Source organism: Streptomyces sp. NPDC054866 (assembly GCF_053610745.1).
The window spans coordinates 1,407,829-1,427,879 of record NZ_JBSGZA010000001.1 but is presented as its reverse complement, the minus strand read 5'-3'; the positions used below and the strand labels follow the sequence as shown (position 1 = coordinate 1,427,879).

Here is a 20,051-nt window from a genome sequence, read left to right as displayed (position 1 = left end):
CGGGAGGCCAGGATGTTCGTCCCGTTCGGGGCCCTTGATTTTCTGGACCGCGCCACGGCCGTGTACGGGGACCGGGTCGGCATCGTCGACGAGCCCGATCAGCCGGCCGAGCCCTGGGAAGGGCTCACCTACCGGCGCGTGGGTGAGCTGGCGCGGGCCCAGGCCGCCGGTCTCGACGCGCTCGGGGTGCCGCACGGCGCACGGGTCGCGGTGGTCTCGCACAACAGCGCGCGGCTGCTGACGTCGTTCTTCGGCGTCAGCGGCCACGGCCGGGTGCTCGTGCCGGTCAACTTCCGCCTCTCGGCCGACGAAGTGAGCTACATCGTCGCGCAGTCGGGGGCGAGCGTCCTGCTGGTCGACCCCGAACTGGAGGACCGCCTCTCGGAGGTGACCTGCAAACACCGCTTCACGCTCGGGGCACGGGCCGACGCGGAGCTGTACCGGTTCGACACCGAGCCCGAGCCCTGGCAGCACGACGAGAACGCCACCGCGACCATCAACTTCACCAGCGGAACGACCGCCCGCCCCAAGGGCGTTCAGATCACCCACCGCAACATCTGGGTGAACGCCCTGACGTTCGCGCTGCACGCCGGGGTCACGGACCGGGACGTCTATCTGCACACCCTGCCGATGTTCCACGCGAACGGCTGGGGCATGCCCTTCGCGATGTCCGGCATGGGCGCGCGGCAGATCGTGCTGCGCAAGGTGGACGGCGCGGAGATCCTGCGCCGGGTGGCCGAGCACGGGGTCACGGTGATGTGCGCCGCGCCCGCCGTGGTCAACGCGGTTCTTGCCGCCGCGCGGACGTGGGAGGGCGAGATCCCGGGCCGGGACCGGGTGCGCATCATCGTCGCGGGAGCTCCGCCGCCCACCAAGACGGTCGAACAGGTCGAGTCCGAACTGGGCTGGGAGTTCATCCAGATCTACGGGCTCACCGAGACCTCTCCCCTGCTCACCATCAACCGCACCCGCGCCGAGTGGGACGGTCTCGCCCCGCAGCAGCGCGCGGAGAAGCTGGTCCAGGCCGGGGCGCCCGCCCTGGGCGTCACACTGCGCACGTCGGACGAGGGCGAGGTGCTCGCCCGCTCGAACGTGATCCTGGAGGGGTACTGGGAGCAGCCGGAGGAGACGGCTCAGGCGCTGGAGGGCGGCTGGTTCCACACGGGCGACGGCGGGTCGATCGGCGCGGACGGCCATCTGACGATCAGTGACCGCAAGAAGGACGTCATCATCACCGGCGGTGAGAACGTGTCATCGATCGAGGTGGAGGACGTGCTGTTCAGCCATGACGCGGTCGCCGAGGTCGCGGTCATCGGGGTGCCGGACGAGAAGTGGGGCGAGACCATCAAGGCGCTGGTCGTCCTCGCCTCCGGCGCACACGCCACGGAGGAGGAGCTCATCCGGCACTGCAAGGACAACCTCGCCGGCTTCAAGGCGCCGACCTCGGTGGAGTTCCGCGACGAACTGGCCCGCACGGCCACCGGAAAACTCCAGAAGTACAAGCTGCGCGGGCCTTACTGGGAGGGCCGCGAGCGCGGCGTCAACTGAGCGGGCCAGGAAGGCACTACCAGTCGGCGCTCGTGTGCGTCTCGCAGAGCTCGAAGACGGCCTCACCGGTCTCCGGATCGGACCCGGCCACGGGCCGCACGCGCGCGCCGACCCACACGAGGTGCGGTGAGGCACCCACGACACGGCAGCGGAACACGAACCCTTCGGGGAAGCGGACGAGGGATTCGTTGCGTGCGGTGCCCGTGTAGCGGTTGACCACGCTGGACTGGACGACGACGCCTTCGCCGTCGCTGTGCTCGGGGGCCAGATCACTGGACGCGCACACCGGACACAGCATGCGCCGGAAGGACGCGGTGCCGCACCATCGGCAGCGCTGGTAGATCATGCCGGTTCGCTCGTGCTCTGTCGGCGCGATGCTCAATTCCTGCTGGGACACGACTCGACCCCCTGCATTCGATCTGCACTCGGCTCGGATGCGCCGCGCTCGGCGTCGACGCATCCGCACCATATGGCACTGAGTGCCAGGAGGTAAAGGTACTGAGTGCTACTCAGTCGGATTCCTGGCCGAGGGCGGACTCGACGCGCTGCACCACGCGCCACATGGGCGCGCGCTTCGAGACCACCATGACGACGACCTCTTCATGGGCGTCGTCGGCCGCGTCTCCGCTGGTGGCGCCGCTCCCCCACCCTTCCCGCACGAGCCCGAGCGCGTGGTCCACCGCCGCCTCGGCGTCGCCTTCGCCGCCCGAACGCAGCCAGGAGCGCAGGGCGTTGTTGTGTGCGGCGACCACGGCGGCGGCGATCACCTCGGCACGCAGGGAGCCGTCCTCGGCCCCGTCGTAACGGCCACGGAGGTAGCCGGCCATGGTGCGTTCGTAGCGGCGCACCACGGAGAGTTCGTACGTACGGAGGCCGGGGACCTCCTGCGTGAGGCGGTAGCGCTGCACGGAGAACTCGGGGTTCGTGGCGTACATGCGTAGCACGATCCGGGCCGCGTCGCACACGGCGTCCACCGGATCGACGCCGTCGGCCGCTTCGAGGAAGGCCGTCATGTCGGCGAGGCAGCGCTCGTGGTCGGGGAAGACCGCGTCCTCTTTGGACGGGAAGTACCGGAAGAAGGAGCGGCGCCCGACCCCGGCCCGCGCCACGATGTCGTCCACCGTGGTCTGCTCGAAGCCACGCTCCAGGAACAGCTGGAACGCCGCCTTGGCGAGCACCTCCCGCATGGGGGCCTTCTTCGCTGGTCCGCGCGCCTCAGTCATGCGGGGAACGTAGCATCGAGGAGGCCAGTCTGGCACTACGTACCTTTACAGGGGGTACTGAGTGCCATACCGTCGTCATAACGAACCACACCAGGTAGGAGAGCCGGCGTGAGCTTGAGGATCGTTGTCACCGTGAAGTACGTGCCTGACGCCACCGGCGACCGGCACTTCGCCGATGACCTGACCGTCGACCGTGACGACGTGGACGGCCTGCTGTCGGAGCTCGACGAGTACGCGGTCGAGCAGGCCCTGCAGATCGCCGACGAGGCGGACGACGCGGAGATCACCGTGCTGACGGTGGGCCCCGAGGACGCCAAGGACGCGCTGCGCAAGGCCCTTTCCATGGGCGCCGACAAGGCCATCCACGTCGAGGACGACGACCTGCACGGCACCGACATCATCGGCACCTCGCTCGTCCTTGCCAAGGCGATCGAGAAGGCCGGCTACGACCTGGTGATCTCCGGCATGGCGTCCACCGACGGCACCGCCGGTGTGATCCCCGCGCTCCTCGCCGAGCGCCTCGGCGTCCCGCAGGTCACGCTGCTCTCCGAGGTCTCCGTCGAGGACGGTGTCGTCAAGGGCCGCCGCGACGGCGACGCGGCCAGCGAGCAGCTGGAGGCCTCCCTTCCGGCAGTGGTGTCGGTGACCGACCAGTCGGGCGAGGCCCGCTACCCCTCGTTCAAGGGGATCATGGCGGCGAAGAAGAAGCCGGTGGAGGCCTGGGACCTCTCCGACCTCGACCTGGAGGCCGAGGAAGTGGGCCTGGAGGGTGCCTGGACGAAGGTCGAATCGGCCACCGAGCGTCCCGCGCGCACCGCGGGCACGATCGTCAAGGACGAGGGCGAGGGCGGCAAGCAGCTCGCCGAGTTCCTCGCGGGCCAGAAGTTCATCTAGTCCCCCGGTTCGCTGACCCGTCACGGAAATTGGAAGAGTCATGGCTGAAGTTCTCGTCTTTGTCGACCACGTGGACGGCTCTGTCCGCAAGCCCACCCTGGAGCTTTTGACGCTGGCCCGCCGCATCGGCGAGCCCGTCGCGCTGGCGCTTGGTGCCGGTGCCGCCGAGACGGCCGGGGTACTCGCCGAGCACGGCGCGGTGAAGGTCCTGACCGCCGACGCCCCGGAGTTCGCCGACTACCTGGTCGTGCCGAAGGTGGACGCGCTGCAGGCCGCCTACGACGCCGTCTCCCCGGCCGCGGTGCTGGTGCCGTCGTCCGCGGAGGGCAAGGAGATCGCCGCCCGCCTGGCGGTGCGCATCAAGTCCGGCATCATCACCGACGCCGTCGACCTGGAGGCCTCCGACGAGGGCCCGGTCGCCACGCAGTCCGCGTTCGCCGCGTCCTACACGACCAAGTCGCGTATCTCCACGGGCACCCCGGTCATCACGGTCAAGCCCAACAGTGCCGCCGTGGAGGCCGCCCCGGCGGCGGGCGCCGTCGAGGCCCTCACCGTCTCCTTCTCGGAGCAGGCCACCGGCACCAAGGTCACCGGGCGCACCCCGCGTGAGTCGACCGGCCGCCCGGAGCTGACCGAGGCCGCGATCGTGGTCTCCGGCGGGCGCGGGGTGAACGGCGCGGACAACTTCCACCTCATCGAGTCCCTGGCCGACAGCCTCGGTGCCGCTGTCGGTGCCTCGCGCGCGGCGGTGGACGCGGGCTGGTACCCGCACTCCAACCAGGTCGGCCAGACCGGCAAGAGTGTCTCGCCGCAGCTGTACATCGCCTCCGGTATCTCGGGCGCGATCCAGCACCGGGCGGGCATGCAGACCTCGAAGACGATCGTGGCGATCAACAAGGACGCCGAGGCCCCGATCTTCGACCTGGTCGACTACGGCGTGGTCGGCGACCTCTTCGACGTCGTCCCCGCCCTCACCGACGAAGTCAACACCCGCAAGGGCTGAGCCAGTTCGGAGGTCATCGTTACCGGTGCAGGGCTGAGGCCAGGTCGTCGAGGTGGCGGGCGACCGGGCCCAGGGTGAGCACGCCGCTGCCCGCTCCCGCCAATTCCCCGGACGCCGACGCCAGTTCGGTGTGGGCGCGCTCCATCGTCTCCCGGTCGTCCACGGCGATCGCCGCACGCCCCGCCAGACACCACAGGGCTTCGAGCATCAGGTCACGGGGCGGGTCCGGGAGTTGGCGCAGCGCCTCCGAAGCCTCGCCGCGGCGGTCTTGGGACAGCAGCACGAGGGGGCGGGCCCAGGGTTCGTAGGGCCCCCAGTCCGTGGTCTCGTCCAGGCCTCTACCGATGCGTACGTCGGTAGAGGCCTGATGCCTGTAGTCCAAGGACAGCAGGGCCAGCGGCAGCAGTCCGCGCTCCAGGCCGGGCATGCCCGCGCCGTCCAGTCGCGCCGCGGCTTCCCGGTAGGTGGTCTCGGCTGCCGGGGTCCGACCGGTCGCGGCGAGCCGCAGCGCCGCGTACCAGTGGGTGAACACGCCCACCAGCGGCAGTTCGTGACGCTCCGCCAGGAGATCGGCGGCCGCCGCGTGGCCGTCGGCGCCAGGGAAGTCCGCGAGCGCACTGCGCGCCTGGAGGCGGATGAGGTGGCCGAGGACCTCGTAGGTGGCGAGCCCGTGCCGGGTGGACAGGGCGACGAGTTCGGCGCCGATCGCGTCCCGCTGAGTGGCGAGACCCGTGCGGTGGAAGGTCTGCATGAACAGGCCGTTGAGGGCGAACGCGAGGAGTCCGGGGTCGTCGACGCGGCGGGCGACTTCCTCAGCCTGCCGGGCGGCCTGGGGTCCGCGCGCCGACCGGGTGCCGCGTGACTCCAGGGCGATCGTGGCAAGGAGGCGGGCCCGCGCCGCCGGGTGCGCGTCGGGACGGAGTGCGGCCAGGGTGCGTTCGGCCGCCGCCACGACCTGTGCGGCCTGGCGTGGGTCGTCGACGCGGGTCCAGATCGCCGGGACGTCGTACGCGCCGATCACTCGGGCGGTGAGTTCCGCGTCGCCCAGTTCCTCCGCCGCCTCGATGGCCGCCACGCGGTGCTCACGCGCCGCTTCGAGGCCGCCGCCTCCGGTCACCGCCAGGTTGCGCAGCAGGCCCACCGTCGAGTCCAGCCTGGCGCGGGCGCTGGAGGCCACGGTCCGGTCGTATGCGGTGGTGGCCCGGGCCCACACCCGTTCCGCCGCGTCCCCGGTCCGTGACGGCACGGGGTCGAGGTGGCGGGCATGGCCGAGGATGTCCGCCTCCAGGCGGCGAAGGCCCGGGCCGGGGTCCACGCCGAGCTGCTCGACCAGGAGCGCGCGGGCCCGGCGCAGGACCGCGAGCGCGTCGCCCTGGCGGCCGGTGCGGTAGAGAGCGAGGGCAAGGAGCCGCCAGGCGTCCTCGCGCCAGGGGTGCTCGGCCACGTGCGCGTCGAGATCCGGCACCGCGTCGGCGGCACGCCCCAGGTCGAGGCGCGCCTCGGCCCGGCGCTCGACGGCGTGCAGGCGCAGCTCGCCCAGGCGGGAGCGCTCGGCACGGGCCCAGGTCTCCTCGGTGAACTCGGCGTAGGCGGGGCCACGCCACCACCCGAACGCCTCCTCCAGGCGGTCGAGGGCCTCCCGCGGCGGCAGGTTCGCGGCGTCGGTCACGGCCTGCTCGAAGCGCCAGGCGTCCACCGCGCCTTGCTCGGCGCGCAGGGCGTACCCCGGGCCCTCGGTCACCAGCAGCCGGGCGGGTGTGCGGGGTGGGCGCTCCGGCTCCAAGGCGCGGCGCAGCGCGGCCACGAAGGTGCGTACGGCCCCGACCGCGTCCTGGGGCGGGTCCACCCACAGGTCGTCGACCAGGCGGGCGACCGGGACGACGCGGCGGCGGGCGACGATCAGCCGGGCGAGCACCGCGCGGTGCCGCGGTCCCTTCAGCGCGACGGCGTCCCCGGCACCGTCCCAGGCCGCCACCGGCCCGAGCACCCCGAACGCGACCTGCACGCTTGACCACCCTCTCCGCCCGTTCATCGGGCATCGCCCCTGGTCACGGTAGCGCGCTCATCGGATGCTCATCGGCGCCCGGCAGGCTCGGAAGCACCTGATCCGCCACCGCGAAGGACGCGACCATGCCCCCTGCCACCCCTGTCATCGAGAACTTCAGCTACCGGCGTGTGCCCGTCTCCGAGGACGTTTCCGAGGGCGTCTCGCTGAACGTGGCCGTCGGCGGCTCTGGCCCGCCGGTCGTGCTGCTTCACGGCTTCCCGCAGACCCATCTGATGTGGCGGCACGTCGCCGCCGACCTCGCCGCGGACCACACGGTGATCTGCCCCGACCTGCGCGGCTACGGGGCGAGCGACAAACCCGCGGAGACCGACGGCACCACGTACTCCAAGCGCACGATGGCCGCCGACGTCGTCGCCGTGGCGCACGCGCTCGGCCACGACCGTTTCGCGCTGGCCGGGCACGACCGCGGCGCCCTGGTCGCCTTCCGCGCCGGACTCGACCACTCCGGCACGATCACGCATCTGGCCTGCCTGGACGTGCTGCCCACGCTGGACATGTGGGACGTGATGCACGGCGTCACCGCCGCGGTCGGCTTCCACCTGTATCTGATGGCCCAACCCCCAGGCCTGCCCGAGCAGTTGATCGCCGCCGCTCCGGACGCGTTCTTCGGCCACTTCCTCGACATCTGGACGAACGACCCGAAGGCGATTCCCGCCGACATACGCGCCGCCTATCTGGACGCCTGTCGCACCGCGGTGCCCTCGATCGTGGCCGACTACCGTGCCTCCGCCGGTGTCGACGTCGACCACGACCGGGCCGACCGGGACAGCGGCAGCACGCTGCGGATGCCGGTGGCCGTGCTGCAACAGGACTGGGGCGCCGCGCTCGGCTTCGACGCGGCAGCCCTGTGGGGCGCCTGGGCGCCGGACCTGCGGCACACCCCCGTCACCTGCGGCCATTTCATGGCCGAGGAGGCGCCCGCCGAGGTCGCCGAGGCGCTGCGGGACCTCATCGGCCGCTGAGGTCGCTCCGAGGCCCTGCCTCTCCCGTCCGCTCCCCGCCGCGTAAATGCGTTGGACCCCTCCGGTCTTGCCGCATAGCGTCCTTCGGTCGATCAACGCACTGGAGGAGAAGCGCAATGGAGTACAGCGGATGGGCCGACGAGCGGTACGGGGCGGTCGCGGACGTCTTCTCGCGTAACTTCGACGAGTTCGGTGAACTCGGCGCGTCCGTCGCGGTGTTCGTCGACGGACGCCAGGTCGTCGATCTGTGGGGCGGCGTCGCGGACGAGCGGACCGGGCGCCCGTGGGACGAGCACACAGTCGTCCCGGTCTTCTCCTGCGCCAAGGGCGTCGTCAGCGTCTGCGTCCATCTCCTCGCCCAGGAGGGCCGCCTGGATCTCGACGCTCCCGTGGCCCTGCACTGGCCGGAGTTCGCACACGGCGGCAAGGACGCCATCACGCCGCGCATGATCCTCGCGCACCGCGCCGGACTCCCCGCCCTCGACCGCACCCTGAGCTTCGACGAGATCACCGAGTGGACGCCGGTGGTCCGCGCGATCGAGGAGCAGAAGCCGCTCTGGGAGCCGGGTGCCGCCCACGAGTACCACGGGCACACCTTCGGCTTCGTCCTCGGGGAACTGATCCGCCGCGTCACCGGCCTCACCCCGGGCGCGTACTTCCGTGAGGCCATCGGCGACCGGCTCGGCCTGCGGACCTGGATCGGCCTGCCCGAGAAGGAGGTCGCCCAACTGGCCCGGCTCGCCGAGGCGGAGGGCAGGCCGGGGAACCCCGACCCCGAGTCCCTGGTCATGCGGATCGTGACGATGAACGGCGCCTTCGCCTTCCCCGGCCTGGACGCACCGCACGGCTGGAACGACCCGGCGCTGCTGCGCGCCGAGATCCCCGGCGCGGGCGCGGTCTCGTCGGCACGCTCACTGGCGACGCTGTACGCGGCCGCGGCGACGGGAGTCCACGGCTCGGCGCGGCTGCTCACCCGGGACACCGTGACCGACGCGCTGCGCGAACTCACCGCGGGCCCCTCCTGGTCGGGCTTCCCCGACCTCGGTGCCCGCTGGGGTTCGGGCTTCCTGCTCGACGCCCCGCGGTTCCGGCCGATGCTGGGGGCGCGGAGCTTCGGCAACGACGGCGCGGGCGGTCAATTCGCCTTCGGGGACGATGAGTTCGGCGTGGGCTTCGCCTACACCGCGAACCGGATGATCGGCCATGGCGACGCGCGGTCCGCGCGGCTCGTCGCGGCGGTCAAGGAGTGCTTGCCGGGGGCGTGAACCACCGGCCTCGTCAGGGGCCCGGGCTCTCCGCCGGGCCGTGGTCGAGCAAGTGGGCCAGCGCGGCTGCCGCGTCGGCCGCGTACCGGCCGGTGAGGGATCCGGGGGCGTGGACCGCCTGCTGGGCAAGGCCCGCGGTCAGTGCGCGGACCGCGGGGGCCAGGTGTGCGGCCTGTTCGGGAGTGGTGCGGGCGGCGGCCGGTGCGGTGGGGTCGATGACCCTGCCGGTCAGGATTCGGCGGACCAGGTCCGTGATCTCGGCCGTGTGCCGGGCGAGGGTCTCCGCGAGATCCGGATCACGCAACGCCAGGGACGCCGCCTCCACTTCGAAGGCGTACCACTGGGCTGCCGGTTCGCCCGCGGCGACGCGATGCATCACGGTGGCGAGGCCGCGGAGCACCTCGCGCAGGGTGAGGTCCTCCCGGGCCGCGAGGTCTTCGAGGCCGGTCCGCAGGCGGTGCGCCAGGTGCTCGACCGCCGCGGCGAGCAGGCGGCGTTTGCTGCCGAAGAGGGAGTACACGGCGCCCGTCGTCAGGCCCGCCCGGGCGGCGATGTCCTCCAGGCGCGCCGCGGCGTAGCCGTGCGCCGCCATTTCCGTGAGGGCCGCGTCGAGGAGCGCGGTGGTGTTGCGCTGCCGGGCCTCGGCTCGTTTCATGCGGTGCCTCCTGTGGGGCCGTTCTCCGTGAGGCTGCTGTCCGTAGAGCCGTCAAGGGTGCAGAAACGGCTGATATCCGGTAGGCCGGACAGAAGGCCGTGCGTACCACTCTCAGCCATAACGACGACTCTCCCGTGATCCGACAATCCAGTAATCCCGATTATTTTAGTAATCTACATTACTGAATCCGCTGCCGGTGATGACCGGGTGCGTATGCTCTCCGACTCGGTCCGGATTTCTGGTCGCGGATTTCCGTTCGCGGTTTTCTGTTATCTCCGTACGCTCACGCGATCTCCCAGGTGTAAGGCCAGAACGTGCCGACGATGAAAGCGAGTGAGGCAGTCCATGATCGGTGAACACGATCCTCTGGTGACGGCGGCGCAGACCGGGGACCAGCAGGCGCAGGACGAGCTGGTGGCCGGATACCTGCCGCTGGTCTACAACATCGTCGGGCGGGCGCTCGACGGTCACGCCGACGTCGACGACGTCGTGCAGGAAACGATGCTGCGGGCGCTGGCAGGACTGGCGTCGCTCCGCGACCCGGCGAGCTTCCGGTCCTGGCTCGTGGCCATCGCCATGAACGAGATCCGCAGGCACTGGCAGCAGCGTGCGTCCGGCCAGAAGAGCCCGAGCCCGCTCCACGAGGCGCACGACGTCGCTGACCCCGGCGCCGACTTCGTCGACCTGACCATCATCCGGCTCGGCCTTGTGGGGCAGCGCCGGGAGGTGGCCGAGGCCACGCGATGGCTGGACACCGACGACCGCGCGCTCCTTTCGCTGTGGTGGCTCGAGGTCTCGGGCGAGCTCACCCGGTCGGAGGTCGCCGCCGCCATGGAGCTGCCGACGCAGCACGCCACGGTCCGCGTACAGCGGATGAAGACACAGCTGGAGACGGCCCGGATCGTGGTCCGCGCGCTGGCCGCGGCGCCTCGGTGCCCGTACCTGAGCGAAGTCGTGGCCCCCTGGGACGGCACGCCTTCCGCCCTGTGGCGCAAGCGCCTGGCCCGGCACGTCCGTGACTGCGCGATGTGCTCGGGCCACGGCGCGGGCCTGGTGCTCGCCGAGCGTCTCCTGGTGGGCCTCGCCCTGGTGCCGCTGTCCGCCGCGCTGGCCGCCCCCGGTGCGATACGCGCGGTGAGCGCGGCCGACGCGCACCACCTAGCAGCCGGCTCCCCGCACATATCGGCCGACGCACACCCCACAGCGGTCGACCCGTACGAGATATCCGGCTCCCGGAGCGCCCCGGCGAGACACGCGGCCAAGCGCCATCGGATGCCGCGCAAGGGCCGGACCGTGGCCGCGGGGGTCGCCGTGCTCGTCGTCGCGACCGGGGTCATCTACTCGGCCACGCGCCCCTCGGACGACGAGCAGACGGAAGCACAGTCGCTCACCGCCTCGCAGCCGCCCTCCCCGGCGGCGCCCTCCACCACGGCATCCAAGCCGAGCAAGTCCCCCTCCCCCTCCCCCAGCAAGACGCGGAAGCCGTCCCCCAAGCCCACGCCGTCGAAGACCAAGACGCCGAAGCCGAAGGCGACCACGCCGAAGCCCACCCGCACCAGCAGCGCGCCCCAGGCCCCGGAGGCCCCGGCGGGCAACTCGTACAGCGAAGAGGTCACCCGGCTCGCCAACGCCGAGCGCGCCAAGAGCGGCTGCGGGCCGCTGACCCTCAACAGCAAGCTGGGCGACGCGGCACAGGGCCACTCCAACGACATGGCCGAGCGCGACTTCTTCGACCACACGAACCCGGACGGCGAGGACCCCGGCGACCGGGTCACGGCGGCGGGCTACAAGTGGAGCACCTACGGCGAGAACATCGCGGCCGGCCAGCGCACCCCCTCTGCCGTGATGGACTCCTGGATGAACAGCTCCGGCCACCGCGCCAACATCCTCAACTGCTCCTTCAAGGAGATCGGAATCGGCTACCGGCAGGGCAGCGGCGGCCCTTGGTGGACGCAGAACTTCGGCGCGCGGTGACCGTGGCTCACGGGGGCCGGAGGGATCGGGGTTCGACGGGCGCGGGCGCCTTCGTTCGAATAGCGTGAAATCCTCAGGAAACCGCCGGAACTGGAGGCCCTCGCGATGGCTGCGCACCCGGAAGGTACGCCCTGCTGGGCGGACGCGATTTTTCCCGACGTGGAGGCCGCCAAGAACTTCTACGGCGAGCTGCTCGGCTGGACGTTCGACGCCGGTTCGGAAGAGTTCGGCGGCTACACGCAGGCGCGCTCGGACGGCAAGGCCGTGGCGGCGGTCATGCCGCAGATGCAGGGCATGGACGGCCCCGCCGCCTGGAACCTCTACTTCGCGTCGCCCGACGCCGCCGCGACGGCCGACAAGATCCGTGACAACGGCGGGACCATCGCCGTGGAGCCGATGCGGGTCGGCGAGTTCGGCACCATGGTGACGGCCCAGGAGCCGAGCGGCGCGTACTTCAGCGTCTGGCAGCCGGACACCCACCAGGGCTTCGAGAAGACCGGCGAGGCCGGCGCGTACTGCTGGGCGGAGCTCACCACGCGGGACCCGGCCGCGACGGACGCGTTCCTGCCCGCCGTCTTCCCGTTCGAGACGAAGAGGATGGACGTCGACGATGTCGACTTCAGCGTCTTCGAGGCCGGCGGCCAGCCGGTGCTCGGCCGCCTCAAGATGACCGAGGACTTCCCGCCGGACGTGCCGCCGTTCGTCAACGTGCACTTCGCCGTGGACAACTGTGACGCCGCGATCGCCACCGTCACCAAGCTCGGCGGCCAGTTGTTCTTCGGTCCGATGGACAGCCCCTTCGGCCGCTTCGCCACGGTCGCCGACCAGCAGGGCGCCGTTTTCAGCATCATCGACCTGACGGCCACCGAGGGCGAGATGCCCTCGTTCTCCTAGGGCCCGCTGTCTCCTGGGGCCCGCGTTCTCCTAGGGCGCCCGCGTGAACGCGCGCCGGTAGGACCGCGGCGGCACGCCCCGGCGGCGTACGAACTGCTCGCGCAGGACGGCCGCGCTGCCGTATCCGACCCGGTGGGCGATCTCCTCCACCGGCAGGTCGGTGGTCTCCAGGAGTTCCTCGGCGCTGCTCAGCCGCAGGTTGACCAGCCAGGCGTGCGGGGTGGTGCCGGTCGCCGCGGTGAAGCGGCGGGCGAAGGAACGCCTGCTCATCAGGGCTCGGCGGGCCAGCTCCGCGACGGGCAGCGGCTCGTGCAGATGCGCGCGGGCCCAGGCGAGCACCTCGGCGAGACGGTCGTCCTGGCAGTCCTCGGGGACGGGGGCGGCGAGGTACTGGGCCTGTCCGCCGTCGCGGTGGGAGGGCAGGACCAGGTCCCTGGCGATGGTGTTGGCCGTCGCCGCGCCGTACTCGCGTCTGAGCAGATGCAGGCTGAGGTCGAAGCCCGCGGCGGCTCCCGCGCCCGTGACGACCTGCCCTTCGTCGATGTAGAGCGCCTCGGCCTCGACGGTGACGTCCGGGTACCGCCGGGCAAGGAGCTCCGCGAAACGCCAGTGGGTGGTGGCGCGCCGCCCGTCGAGCAGCCCCGCCGCGGCCAGGGCGAACGCCCCGACGCAGTGCCCCGCGACGAGCCCGCCCCGCTCGTGCGCTGCGGTGAGCGCGTCGAGGACGGCAGGCGCGGGCGGCGTACGGAAGTCGGCCCAGGGCAGGGCGATCACGAGGTCGGCGGCGGCGAGCCGCTCCAGGCCGTGCTCCACGGTGATCGGCACCCCCGCGTCGGTGCGGACCTGCCCCGGCCGGTCGGTGCACAGGGCGAAGTCGAAGCGGGGCAGGCCGGGGCCCCGCTCGTCGAACACCTCGGAGACGATGCCGGCGCCGAGGATGCCGACGCCCTTCGGGGCGTAGGCGGCGATGGTCACGAAAGGCGGCATACGGAAGTGTGGCACGTATGTGGCACGTTTCCTGCGATCAGTGGCAGAAGGGCCACTCGTTGCCGGGCCGCGCGACAGGAAGACTCATCGGCATGACGAACACACAGGCGGACGCACAGACAGCCGCACAGACATCCGCACCGGCGGACGCCCCGCTCGCCCGCAGCGCCGTGTACACGATCCTGACCACCGGCTACACGGGCTCGACCGGTCCCGGAGTCGCCGCCACCGTCTCCTACGTCCGCGACGCCGACCGCCATGTGATCGTCGACCCCGGCATGGTGGCGAGCCGGGACCGGATCCTGGGCCCGCTCGCGGAGTTGGGCCTCGGCCCGGACGACATCACCGACGTCGTGCTCAGCCACCACCACCCCGACAACACCATGAACGTGGGCCTGTTCGGCCGGGCCCGGGTCCACGACCACAAGGCGATCTACGAGAACGACCAGTGGACCGACCGCGACGCCGAGGGGTACGAACTCGCCCCGTCCCTGCGGCTGATCCGCACGCCGGGCCACAGCCGCGAGGACATCACCCTGCTCGCGGGCACGGCCGAGGGCACGATCGCGTTCGTGGGCGACCTGTGGTGGCGGCCGAACGGACCGGTCGAGGACCCCGTGTCCCCCGACCTCACGACGCTGCGGGCATCACGGCTGCGGGTCCTCGCCGCCGCCGATGTGATCGTGCCGGGTCACGGTGGCGCGTTCAAGGCCGACGAGACGGCGCCCGTCTAGGCCGGCCGCACGCGGTCTCTCACAGCCTCCGCCAGCGCGCGGAGGCGAAGGAGAAGACGCCGAAGAGGATGAGTCCGGCCGCGACGGCGGCCAGGAGCCAGGGGCCCGCGGGGGTGTGCGCGAAGCTGCGGAGCGTCGCGTCCACGCCCTTGGCCTCGTCGGGGTCGAACTGGACGGCCGCCGTCACGATGAAGATGCCCGCGGCGGCGAACACCGCGCCACGTGCGGTGCCGCCGGTCACGCCCAGGACCGTGACGACCTGCCGCGAGCGGCCCTTGAGGGAGCTGAGGTCCAGTTGCCGCAGGAAGCGGCGCATCATCGCCCGTACGGCGAGCACGACCCCGACGCCGATCAGCACGCAGCCCGCGGCGCCCACCAGGATGCGGCCGTAGGGGAGTTCGAGCGCTGACTTCGTCCAGTCCTGCGACTTGGCGTCGCCGCTCGAACCCTGGCGCCCCCCGGCCGCGTACATGGCCGTCGCCCAGCAGACGACGGCGTAGAAGACAGCCCTTCCGCCGTCGAGTGCCCGCGACGCCGCCTTCCGGCGCGGCCCGTGCCTCCCCACGGCGCGAGCGCCCCGCCACAGCGCCATGCAACCGAACCCGACGACCAGCGCCCACAGCATCACCTCGCCGAAGGGCTGCTCGGCGACCTGGGCCAACGCGCCCTCCCTGTCAGCCTGTTCACCGCCGCTGCCGAGGGCGATCTGCAGAGCCAGCACGCCGATGAGGGAGTAGACGACACCTCGTGCGACGAAGCCCGCACGGCCTGCCGCTGTCAGCGATTCCTTCTCCGCCGAGCGGCGGACCGCGGCCTTCTTGGTCCAGCCGCGTGTGTGCAATCGAGACAGCGTCATCATGTCCTCCCCAGAAACGTGGGCGCGCCGTACGCGCCCCGTCCCCGAGTGCCCCGGTCAGAGCCCTGCATGCCTGACGGCCCGGGTGCCCCCGGCGTCAGCTGAGGTCGGCGAGCAGGAAGCCGGCCACCAGCAGTCCGAAGCTCACCGGCGCGAACACCAGGACCGACAGCAAGGGAATCCATCCGATGAGTCCCTCGCGTACGGTGCGGCCGGCCTTGAGGCGGCCGTGCGGGCGGCGCACCTCCGTACGCAGGTCGAGGCGTTCGGCGGCCCGGTCCGAGACGACCACTCCCGCGCCCGGGGGCCTGCTGAGGAGAGCCTTGCGCACCAGGGCGTCGACCGTCTCGTCGCCGCCCGCGAGCTTGTCGAGGACGAGCCGCACGCCGTGCGCGTCGGTGAGGATGAGCCGGTCGTCGGTGCGGGTCTGGCCCGGCACCTCCAGGCGGCCGACCTTGGTGAGCCGGGCGAGATCGACGGTGCGCCGCCCGCTCAGGGTGCGGGCGGAGAGCAGGTCACCGTCGTGCGGGCGGGCGTGCCAGCCCATCTGGGCGTAGGCCGCCACCAGACCGCTGATGCCGAGCGAGGCAAGGTTGAGGAAGAGGTATCCGTCGTCGATCAACCGGGCCCGGATCAGCAGCGCGGGCACCACCAGCAGGAGGGGTGGTGTCAGGAGTACGACGAGGTCGGCGACGCGCCGTCCCGTTCGTCCTTGCCCGCCGAACACCTCCGCGTGTCCGGCGGAGTCAGGGGTGGTCCCACGCGCGTTGATCGTCACGGCGGTGACGCTATCGCGTGCGGGTCGCCGGGCGGCAGGCGGCTGGCGGCAGGCGGCTCAGAGCAGCGCGCCGCCGCCGGGCCCGAACCCCCGTGGTGGAGCGGTGATATGAGGGCATCCCGCGGCTCCCGGCACGAAATCCATGCCTGTCTCCTCCGTCATCGCGGCGAAGAACTTCCGGCCGTCGGAGGACTGCCGGGAAGTGGTCCACGCGTAGCCGGGCCAGGGGTCGGTGGCACGGTGGAGTGCCTCGCGTCCCAGGCCCATGCGCTGCCAGGGGCCCGCGATCGCGATGGTGTCGACGTGGGCGGTGCCGCACGGATGGCACATGCGGAAGGCGAGGTGCCCGATGTTCCGGCCGTCGCCGTCGAGGAGCGTGATGACCTGGCAGCAGGCGGCCCCCGTCGCCGGGGCGCATCGGTAGGTGACCGCCTGCGGGCAGGGAGGGGGCCGCCTTCGGAACTTCACCGCGGTGCCGCGCTCACGCGGACTGCCGGGTGGCGAGGGATGGCTTCGCCGGGGCGGGACATTGCGAGCACAGTAGCCACAGGGAACGACCCCCGCATATCCCCGTACCGGATGGTTTTTCATGCCAGGAGGGGCGCATCGGAGCGGGCCGGGGCGTGGAGAACCGGGCGGCCGTCAGACCGTCCTTCGCGGTTCCATGAGGCGGGCGAGCAGGTCGTCCAGGCTGACCAGGCCGGTGAGGCGGCCCGATTCGTCGCAGAGCACGGCGAGCGAGGCACGGCGGCCGCGCAGTTCCTCGACGGCGTGGGCGAGGGTGTCGTCAGCGGCGAGCTCCGGGACGGGGCGCGCCAGCTCGCGTCCGGTCAGGGCACGGCTCCGGGCGCGGGCCACCAGGGCGTCACGTGCGTGCACCGAGCCGAGGACGGTGGCGCCGTCCCGGACGAGGAGCCGGGTTCGCCGCCGACCGCGGTCAGCGGCACGGTGAGCGAGGACGTGATGAGGCCGGAGTCGGCATCGCTGTGAGGCCGAGCCGCCACGACTCCTCGACGAGGTGGGTGAGTTGCTGGCGGTTGTGCACCGAGGTGAGTTCGTCGCGCGGGGTGACCTCGCAGAGCAGGAACACCACGACGACCATGGCGAGCCCGAACGCGATGCCGTAACTGAGCCCGGCGGGCAGGCCCAGCTTCGCCCGGTACCGGCGGGCAGCGACAGCGGCTCCGTTCCGATGGAGGGTCGTGCCGGTCATTCTCGGGGTGGCCAGGGCATCTCGCCACGTCAGACGGGACGCCCCGGCCGCTGCCGCGGGGTACGGCCGGACCGTGGCGGGGTCAGTCCGTGAGGGTGACGCAGGGAAGGCCGACGCTGCTGCCGCCCCGGAAGCCTTCCGCGCAGAGCCTGGTGCCCGCGGGGAAGTGGCGCTGTGGGTAGGCCTGGTCCCGGTAGGTGCGGAACTTGGCGACGTCCTCCACCTTGGTGTTGGCGCTCCAGCCGTTCGTGGTCCATACGCGCGCGCTGATCCGGTTCGGCTGGTTGGTGTTGGTGACCGACACCTCGACCCGGCCGAGGTAGGTGCCGCTGTCGTAGGTCCTGATGCAGACCGAGTGGTTGCACCACTCGCCGTCGGCCACCGCCGACGGCCCGGTGACGATGACACAGCCGAGCGCGGCGGCCATGGTGGCGGTCCCCGCGACGATCTTCCTGGTGATGTCATGCATGATGAGTGACCCTCAAGCCTTCGTCATGGCCCGGCCTGCGTGCCGGGCTCCGGCCGTCCAACGCGAGGGCAAGATCATCAGTTACGCGGCTTCCCCCTCCCGCCTCAGCAGGGAATCAGCAGGGCCTGCGCCACTCCCCCAGGTTCAGTTTCTTGCGCATGGAGGACAGGCCGAGGCGACGCGACTGGGCGCAGAACTTCTCGTTGGGCACGGCGTACTCGACGTGCAGCACCGCCTTGCCCGCCTTCACGAAGGGCGTGAGAGAGGCGCACTCGTCGTACTGGGCGCACTCCTCGTTGACGGCGAAGTCGAAGTCCCGCACGAGCTGAGGGATCTGCGGGAGGTCGTTCTTCAGGCCGACGGAGAGGCCACGGTCGTGGGCGAGGCGGGCGACCATGCGGTTGAAGGCCAGCTGGTGGCGCGCGGTCAGGGGGAATCCGGTGCGGTTGAGGTAGCTGTCGAGCAGGTCGGGCTCGATCGCGTCGAAGCCCTTGCGGCGGCACATGTCGAAGCGCTCGGCGAGGAGCGGACGCAGTACGTCCAGGCGCCGGATGTCGAGCCAGCGCTCGCCCTTCCAGCCGTTGGCGCGGCCGAGGACGGATGCGGGGTAGTCGTCGCTGTCGGGGCGGAAGGACTCCCAGGCACCGGCGTTGATGTAGCAGATGACGCGGCGTCCGTCGCGGTGCAGCCGGGCCACGTCGGACGCGCGGTTCTCGAACCCGTCGATGTCGTAGACGGGCACGTCCACGCGCGGGTCGACGCGGCCGTCGAGCTGCCACTGCCACGTGGTGCCGGGCCGGGGCCGCCAGCGGTCCGGGGCGCCGCCGTCCCGGTCCGCCGACGAGCAGCCGGCGAGCAGCAGGACGGTGGCGAGGAGCGGGCCGAGCCAGATGGCGCGGTGCCTCACGACGCGCCTCCGGCCGACGGCGGGGGCGGCGGCTGCGTCCAGGGGTTGGGCCCCGCGCCGGGCACCGCGCAGTGCACCCCCGCGCCCCGTTGCACGGCGGTGCGCCCGGCGAGACGGGCCAGCGCGGGCGGCACTCCGTAGACGAGGTGGCAGAAGTGCTCAGGGGGGTGCTTGGCCGTCCAGGAAGGGGCATCGAACGAGCGCAGATACGTCGTCCAGTGCCCCTCGAACGTGACGAGCAGATCGGCGGCGCGGGCGTAACCGGGCGCCGGATGCACGCCCGGGTTGAGGACCACCGTGTCCGCGCCCCGCCCCCGCGCCGAGCGGACCATGCGCCGGCAGTGCCGCAGCTCGCGGCGGCCGGGCGCGACCCGGTCGAAGAAGCAGCCGTCCACGCCGTACCAGGCGCGGTGCCGGTCCAGGTCGTCGGCGACGGCGTCGAGCGGCCGTTCGCCGTACGCCGTGTCGACGTACCCGAGCACCCGCACCCCCGCCTCGCGCAGTGTCCGCGAGGCGGCGGTGAAGGCGGGGTCGGGTGCCGTGCCCGGGCCGTCGGCGGCGTTCAGGACGATGCCGTACAGCTGGGGCGCGGCCGCCACGAGCGCCTGCCAGGCCGCGGGGTCCGCGGCCGGGTGGACGTACAGCGGCACCAGCAGGGTCATCGCGGATCCCCGCCTGCGGGCGCGAGACGCGGCGCGCCGTCGTCAGCGCCTTCCGGCCGCGTCCGTGGCGCTCCGTCGGCGGCCCACAGCGCGGTCACGGAATCCCGTAGGGAGTACGTCGGCGTCCAGCCCAACTCCCGTTCCGCGGCGCCGATGTCGGCGCACTGCCAGGGCACGGCCACCGAGCGGCCCACCTTGCCGAGCGACTCCTCCACGCGCCCGGTGAAGCCCGCCGCGCCGACCAGGCCGTGCACCAGGTCACGCACCTGCACGGCACGGCCGCTGCCGATGTTGAGCAGGCGCGGCAACGGCCCCGGCAGGGTCACCGCGAGCGCGACGGCGTGCGCCACATCGCGTACGTCGACGAAGTCCCGGTACGCGGACAGATCGCCGACCTGGACGGTGGCGTGCGGAGTCCTGGCCACCGCACGGCCGAGCTCGGCGGTGAGCCGCCCCGGCAGTCCGGCGCGGGGGGCCCGGGGGCCCACCGGGTTCGTGACCCGCAGCACGAGGGCGTCGAGCTCCGTGTCGACGACGGCCAGGGTGCCGGCCAGCTTGGTGGCTCCGTACGGGGCGACCGGGCGGGCCGCGGCCCCTTCCTCCGTCCGCTCGCCGATACAGGTCGGCCCGTACTCGGCCGCCGAGCCCAGATGCACCAGGCGCGCGCCGGGCGCCGCCGCCCGCATGGCCTCGCACAGGGCCGCGGGGCCACGGGAGTTGACCTCGGCGAGGGTCAGCGCGCTGCCGCCGACCGCGCCCACGCAGTTGACCACGGCGTCGGGCTCGGCCCGGGTCAGCTGCTCGGCCAGTGCGGCGGGCGTCATATGGGCGAGGTCGACCCGGAGGTCGTCCGAGGGGGCGCGGCCCCCGCGGAGCAGCCGCACGCCCGGCAGGGCGTTCAGCCGCTCGGCGATGTGCCCGCCCAGGTAGCCGGTGGAGCCGAGGACGAGAACGCGCAC

General features: G+C 72.1%; 20 protein-coding genes and 1 pseudogene. 8 read left to right on the top strand and 13 right to left on the bottom strand.

What is annotated here, in order from left to right:
* Positions 1-12 precede the first annotated feature (12 nt).
* Entirely contained in the window at positions 13-1,548 is a 1,536-nt protein-coding gene (locus ACWGI2_RS06040; protein WP_453694264.1) for an AMP-binding protein, read from the top strand.
* A gap of 16 nt (positions 1,549-1,564) precedes the next feature.
* Here the strand turns inward: ACWGI2_RS06040 and ACWGI2_RS06035 are convergent, their stop codons facing one another.
* On the bottom strand, positions 1,565-1,894 hold the full coding sequence (locus tag ACWGI2_RS06035) for a Zn-ribbon domain-containing OB-fold protein (protein ID WP_237330912.1): 330 nt from the start codon (positions 1,892-1,894) through the stop codon (positions 1,565-1,567).
* Positions 1,895-2,057: 163 nt separating this feature from the next.
* The gene (locus tag ACWGI2_RS06030) at positions 2,058-2,771 is read right to left on the bottom strand and encodes a TetR family transcriptional regulator (protein ID WP_453694263.1); all 714 of its coding nucleotides are present in this window, start codon (positions 2,769-2,771) and stop codon (positions 2,058-2,060) included.
* 108 nt (positions 2,772-2,879) lie between these two features.
* Here ACWGI2_RS06030 and ACWGI2_RS06025 point away from each other — a divergent pair, with 108 nt between their 5' ends.
* Both ACWGI2_RS06025 and ACWGI2_RS06020 read left to right on the top strand, forming a co-directional pair.
* Positions 2,880-3,665 (top strand): electron transfer flavoprotein subunit beta/FixA family protein, encoded by a 786-nt coding sequence (locus ACWGI2_RS06025; RefSeq protein WP_453399772.1) that lies wholly within the window; start codon positions 2,880-2,882, stop codon positions 3,663-3,665.
* Between the two features lie 40 nt (positions 3,666-3,705).
* On the top strand, positions 3,706-4,668 hold the full coding sequence (locus ACWGI2_RS06020; protein WP_453394829.1) for an electron transfer flavoprotein subunit alpha/FixB family protein: 963 nt from the start codon (positions 3,706-3,708) through the stop codon (positions 4,666-4,668).
* A 19-nt stretch (positions 4,669-4,687) separates the two neighbouring features.
* On the opposite strand, the gene ACWGI2_RS06015 is transcribed toward ACWGI2_RS06020, so the two are convergent.
* On the bottom strand, positions 4,688-6,673 hold the full coding sequence (locus tag ACWGI2_RS06015) for a BTAD domain-containing putative transcriptional regulator (RefSeq protein WP_453694262.1): 1,986 nt from the start codon (positions 6,671-6,673) through the stop codon (positions 4,688-4,690).
* A gap of 125 nt (positions 6,674-6,798) precedes the next feature.
* Here ACWGI2_RS06015 and ACWGI2_RS06010 point away from each other — a divergent pair, with 125 nt between their 5' ends.
* Together ACWGI2_RS06010 and ACWGI2_RS06005 are read left to right on the top strand one after the other, a co-directional pair.
* Entirely contained in the window at positions 6,799-7,698 is a 900-nt protein-coding gene (locus tag ACWGI2_RS06010; RefSeq protein ID WP_453694261.1) for an alpha/beta fold hydrolase, read from the top strand.
* A 116-nt stretch (positions 7,699-7,814) separates the two neighbouring features.
* Positions 7,815-8,963, top strand: coding sequence for a serine hydrolase domain-containing protein (locus ACWGI2_RS06005; protein ID WP_453694260.1), 1,149 nt, complete (start codon positions 7,815-7,817; stop codon positions 8,961-8,963).
* A 13-nt stretch (positions 8,964-8,976) separates the two neighbouring features.
* Here the strand turns inward: ACWGI2_RS06005 and ACWGI2_RS06000 are convergent, their stop codons facing one another.
* The gene (locus tag ACWGI2_RS06000) at positions 8,977-9,618 is read right to left on the bottom strand and encodes a TetR/AcrR family transcriptional regulator (RefSeq protein ID WP_453694259.1); all 642 of its coding nucleotides are present in this window, start codon (positions 9,616-9,618) and stop codon (positions 8,977-8,979) included.
* 345 nt (positions 9,619-9,963) lie between these two features.
* Here ACWGI2_RS06000 and ACWGI2_RS05995 point away from each other — a divergent pair, with 345 nt between their 5' ends.
* Both ACWGI2_RS05995 and ACWGI2_RS05990 read left to right on the top strand, forming a co-directional pair.
* Positions 9,964-11,592, top strand: a complete 1,629-nt coding sequence (locus ACWGI2_RS05995; protein ID WP_453694258.1) for a sigma-70 family RNA polymerase sigma factor — start codon at positions 9,964-9,966, stop codon at positions 11,590-11,592.
* Positions 11,593-11,697: 105 nt separating this feature from the next.
* On the top strand, positions 11,698-12,486 hold the full coding sequence (locus ACWGI2_RS05990; RefSeq protein ID WP_453694257.1) for a VOC family protein: 789 nt from the start codon (positions 11,698-11,700) through the stop codon (positions 12,484-12,486).
* A gap of 30 nt (positions 12,487-12,516) precedes the next feature.
* On the opposite strand, the gene ACWGI2_RS05985 is transcribed toward ACWGI2_RS05990, so the two are convergent.
* Complete coding sequence (locus ACWGI2_RS05985) at positions 12,517-13,473, bottom strand: GlxA family transcriptional regulator (protein ID WP_453694256.1); 957 nt, start codon at positions 13,471-13,473, stop codon at positions 12,517-12,519.
* Positions 13,474-13,565: 92 nt separating this feature from the next.
* Here ACWGI2_RS05985 and ACWGI2_RS05980 point away from each other — a divergent pair, with 92 nt between their 5' ends.
* The gene (locus tag ACWGI2_RS05980) at positions 13,566-14,207 is read left to right on the top strand and encodes an MBL fold metallo-hydrolase (RefSeq protein ID WP_453694255.1); all 642 of its coding nucleotides are present in this window, start codon (positions 13,566-13,568) and stop codon (positions 14,205-14,207) included.
* Positions 14,208-14,226: 19 nt separating this feature from the next.
* Here ACWGI2_RS05980 and ACWGI2_RS05975 read toward each other — a convergent pair whose 3' ends face one another.
* The 8 genes and pseudogenes from ACWGI2_RS05975 to ACWGI2_RS05940 all read right to left on the bottom strand — a co-directional run bounded on the left by ACWGI2_RS05975 (position 14,227) and on the right by ACWGI2_RS05940 (position 20,051).
* Positions 14,227-15,063 carry a DUF1206 domain-containing protein gene (locus ACWGI2_RS05975; RefSeq protein ID WP_453694670.1) on the bottom strand — a complete coding sequence of 279 codons (837 nt, stop codon included), beginning with the start codon at positions 15,061-15,063 and terminating at the stop codon, positions 14,227-14,229.
* 97 nt (positions 15,064-15,160) lie between these two features.
* Positions 15,161-15,841, bottom strand: coding sequence for a hypothetical protein (locus ACWGI2_RS05970; RefSeq protein WP_453694254.1), 681 nt, complete (start codon positions 15,839-15,841; stop codon positions 15,161-15,163).
* 57 nt (positions 15,842-15,898) lie between these two features.
* Positions 15,899-16,309, bottom strand: coding sequence for a GNAT family N-acetyltransferase (locus ACWGI2_RS05965; protein ID WP_453694253.1), 411 nt, complete (start codon positions 16,307-16,309; stop codon positions 15,899-15,901).
* A gap of 174 nt (positions 16,310-16,483) precedes the next feature.
* Positions 16,484-16,994: pseudogene (locus tag ACWGI2_RS05960) on the bottom strand (CBS domain-containing protein); the annotation flags it as partial.
* A 142-nt stretch (positions 16,995-17,136) separates the two neighbouring features.
* Complete coding sequence (locus ACWGI2_RS05955) at positions 17,137-17,523, bottom strand: hypothetical protein (protein ID WP_453394817.1); 387 nt, start codon at positions 17,521-17,523, stop codon at positions 17,137-17,139.
* Between the two features lie 115 nt (positions 17,524-17,638).
* On the bottom strand, positions 17,639-18,430 hold the full coding sequence (locus tag ACWGI2_RS05950) for an endo alpha-1,4 polygalactosaminidase (protein ID WP_453694252.1): 792 nt from the start codon (positions 18,428-18,430) through the stop codon (positions 17,639-17,641).
* Positions 18,427-19,092 (bottom strand): spherulation-specific family 4 protein, encoded by a 666-nt coding sequence (locus tag ACWGI2_RS05945; protein ID WP_453694251.1) that lies wholly within the window; start codon positions 19,090-19,092, stop codon positions 18,427-18,429. Before ACWGI2_RS05945 ends, ACWGI2_RS05950 begins: the two co-directional genes overlap by 4 nt.
* Positions 19,089-20,051 carry an NAD-dependent epimerase/dehydratase family protein gene (locus ACWGI2_RS05940; protein WP_453694250.1) on the bottom strand — a complete coding sequence of 321 codons (963 nt, stop codon included), beginning with the start codon at positions 20,049-20,051 and terminating at the stop codon, positions 19,089-19,091. Before ACWGI2_RS05940 ends, ACWGI2_RS05945 begins: the two co-directional genes overlap by 4 nt.